Source organism: Gilliamella sp. BG7 (assembly GCF_046635565.1).
GTDB classification, from domain to species: domain Bacteria; phylum Pseudomonadota; class Gammaproteobacteria; order Enterobacterales; family Orbaceae; genus Gilliamella; species Gilliamella apicola_P.
Map to the genome: position 1 here is coordinate 1 of NZ_JBIDFB010000024.1, position 3,393 is coordinate 3,393.

Consider the following 3,393-nt stretch of genomic DNA (forward strand, 5'->3'; position numbering starts at 1 on the left):
ATTTAAAAGTCTGGCGGCACCCTACTCTCACATGGGTAATACCCACACTACCATCGGCACTACGGCGTTTCACTTCTGAGTTCGGCATGGGGTCAGGTGGGACCACCGCGCTATTACCGCCAGACATATCCTGTCTCTCTCAATCAGTATCAATATCTATTCATTATCTCATATCAATACTCATCTCTCAATCCGGAACAAACTGTTCTTTCAACTTTTAATCAAATCGCTATCGCGTAACACAAAACAACTCCGAGTTGTAAGGTTAAGACTCTCGGTTCATTAGTATCAGTTAGCTCAATGTATCACTACACTTACACACCTGACCTATCTACGTCTTAGTCTCAAACGGACCTTACTGAATCTCTTCAGGGAAAACTCATCTCAAGGCTAGTTTCGTGCTTAGATGCTTTCAGCACTTATCTATTCCGCACGTAGCTACCGGGCAATGCAATTGGCATCACAACCCGAACACCAGCGGTGCGTTCACTTCGGTCCTCTCGTACTAGAAGCAAACCCTCTCAATTTTCCTACGCCCATGGCAGATAGGGACCGAACTGTCTCACGACGTTCTAAACCCAGCTCGCGTACCACTTTAAACGGCGAACAGCCGTACCCTTGGGACCTACTTCAGCCCCAGGATGTGATGAGCCGACATCGAGGTGCCAAACACCGCCGTCGATATGAACTCTTGGGCGGTATCAGCCTGTTATCCCCGGAGTACCTTTTATCCGTTGAGCGATGGCCCTTCCATTCAGAACCACCGGATCACTATGACCTACTTTCGTACCTGCTCGAGCCGTCACTCTCGCAGTCAAGCTAGCTTTTGCCATTGCACTAACCTCCTGATGTCCGACCAGGATTAGCTAACCTTCGTGCTCCTCCGTTACTCTTTGGGAGGAGACCGCCCCAGTCAAACTACCCACCAGACAGTGTCCCTTACCTCGATTCAGAAGTATAGGTTAGAACATCAAACATTAAAGGGTGGTATTTCAAGGTCGACTCCACACACACTGGCGTGCATGCTTCTTTGCCTCCCACCTATCCTACACATTAAGGCTCAATGTTCACTGTCAAGCTATAGTAAAGGTTCACGGGGTCTTTCCGTCTTGCCACGGGTACACCGCATCTTCACGGCAATTTCAATTTCACTGAGTCTCGGGTGGAGACAGCCTGGCCATCATTACGCCATTCGTGCAGGTCGGAACTTACCCGACAAGGAATTTCGCTACCTTAGGACCGTTATAGTTACGGCCGCCGTTTACTGGGGCTTCGATCAGGAGCTTCTGCATTCGCATAACCCCATCAATTAACCTTCCAGCACCGGGCAGGCGTCACACCGTATACGTCCACTTTCGTGTTTGCACAGTGCTGTGTTTTTATTAAACAGTTGCAGCCAGCTGGTATCTTCGACTGATTTCACCTACGTCCGCATGGGATTTCAATTACACATCAGCGTGCCTTCTCCCGAAGTTACGGCACCATTTTGCCTAGTTCCTTCACCCGAGTTCTCTCAAGCGCCTTAGTATTCTCTACCTGACCACCTGTGTCGGTTTCGGGTACGATTAACTATAACCTGAAGCTTAGAGGGTTTTCCTGGAAGCAGGGCATCAATTACTTCACTGCCTTAGCAGCTCGTCATCACGCCTCAGAGTTTCAGTGACCGGATTTGCCTAATCACACCCCTACACGCTTAACCCACCATCCAATAGGTGGTAAACCTAGCCTTCTTCGTCACCCCATCGCAGTTATAGCCAGTACGGGAATATTAACCCGTTTCCCATCAGATACGCCCTTCGGCCTCTCCTTAGGGGTCGACTCACCCTGCCCCGATTAACGTTGGACAGGAACCCTTGGTCTTCCGGCGAGCGGGCTTTTCACCCGCTTTATCGTTACTTATGTCAGCATTCGCACTTCTGATACCTCCAGCATGCCTCACAACACACCTTCTACGGCTTACAGAACGCTCCCCTACCCAATACACTTGCGTGCACTGCCGCAGCTTCGGTGCATAGTTTTAGCCCCGTTACATCTTCCGCGCAGGCCGACTCGACTAGTGAGCTATTACGCTTTCTTTAAATGATGGCTGCTTCTAAGCCAACATCCTAGCTGTCTAAGCCTTCCCACTTCGTTTCCCACTTAACTATGACTTTGGGACCTTAGCTGGCGGTCTGGGTTGTTTCCCTCTTCACGACGAACGTTAGCACCCGCCGTGTGTCTCCCATGATTCAACTTGTCAGTATTCGGAGTTTGCATCGGGTTGGTAAGCCGGGATGGCCCCCTAGCCGAAACAGTGCTCTACCCCCAACAGTCATTCATGAGGCGCTACCTAAATAGCTTTCGGGGAGAACCAGCTATCTCCCGGTTTGATTGGCCTTTCACCCCCAGCCACAGGTCATCCGCTAATTTTTCAACATTAGTCGGTTCGGTCCTCCAGTTAGTGTTAACCAACCTTCAACCTGCCCATGGCTAGATCACCGGGTTTCGGGTCTATACCCTGCAACTTAACGCACAGTTAATACTCGGTTTCCCTTCGGCTCCCCTATTCGGTTAACCTCGCTACAGAATATAAGTCGCTGACCCATTATACAAAAGGTACGCAGTCACTATTACCCAACGGTAACAGCTCCCACTGATTGTACGTACACGGTTTCAGGGTCTATTTCACTCCCCTCCCGGGGTTCTTTTCGCCTTTCCCTCACGGTACTGGTTCACTATCGGTCAATCAGGAGTATTTAGCCTTGGAGGATGGTCCCCCCTTCTTCAGACAGGATATCACGTGTCCCGCCCTACTCTATAAGCTTCCACATAACGCACCTTCGTGTACGGGACTTTCACCCTCTATCGTGCGACTTTCCAGACGCTTCCACTAATACCTTATGCTACCCGCTTGGGCTCCTCCCCTTTCGCTCGCCGCTACTCAGGGAATCTCGGTTGATTTCTTTTCCTCGGGGTACTTAGATGTTTCAGTTCTCCCGGTTCGCCTCATCTAACTATGAATTCATTAGATGATAGTGTAGTTTCCTACACTGGGTTTCCCCATTCGGACATCGACGGCTATTACGCTTTTTATCAGCTTACCGTCGCTTTTCGCAGATTAACACGTCCTTCTTCGCCTCTGATTGCCTAGGCATCCACCGTGTACGCTTAATTTCTTAACCTTACAACTCACAGTTGTCTTGGTTTAAATTACGCTTTTTTCTCTTTCTTACTTATTCTCTTTTTATTTATAAATTATTCAATTAAAGTTCAATAAACTTTAACTCAATCTATAATCAAAAGCCTTTCGTAAAAACGAGAACTCGTTTCTTTCAGCTTGTTCCTAATTGTTAAAGAGCTTTATCTTTCTATTCACTTAAACACTAAATCAAGTAAATACAAACATAATTTATG

2 rRNA genes are annotated in these 3,393 nt (G+C 48.3%); both read right to left on the reverse strand.

The features are described from left to right. Positions 1-8: 8 nt before the first annotated feature. Positions 9-124, reverse strand: a 5S ribosomal RNA gene (gene rrf / locus ACGH49_RS10785). A gap of 137 nt (positions 125-261) precedes the next feature. After that, positions 262-3,161: ribosomal RNA gene (locus ACGH49_RS10790) — 23S ribosomal RNA — on the reverse strand. Positions 3,162-3,393 lie beyond the last annotated feature (232 nt).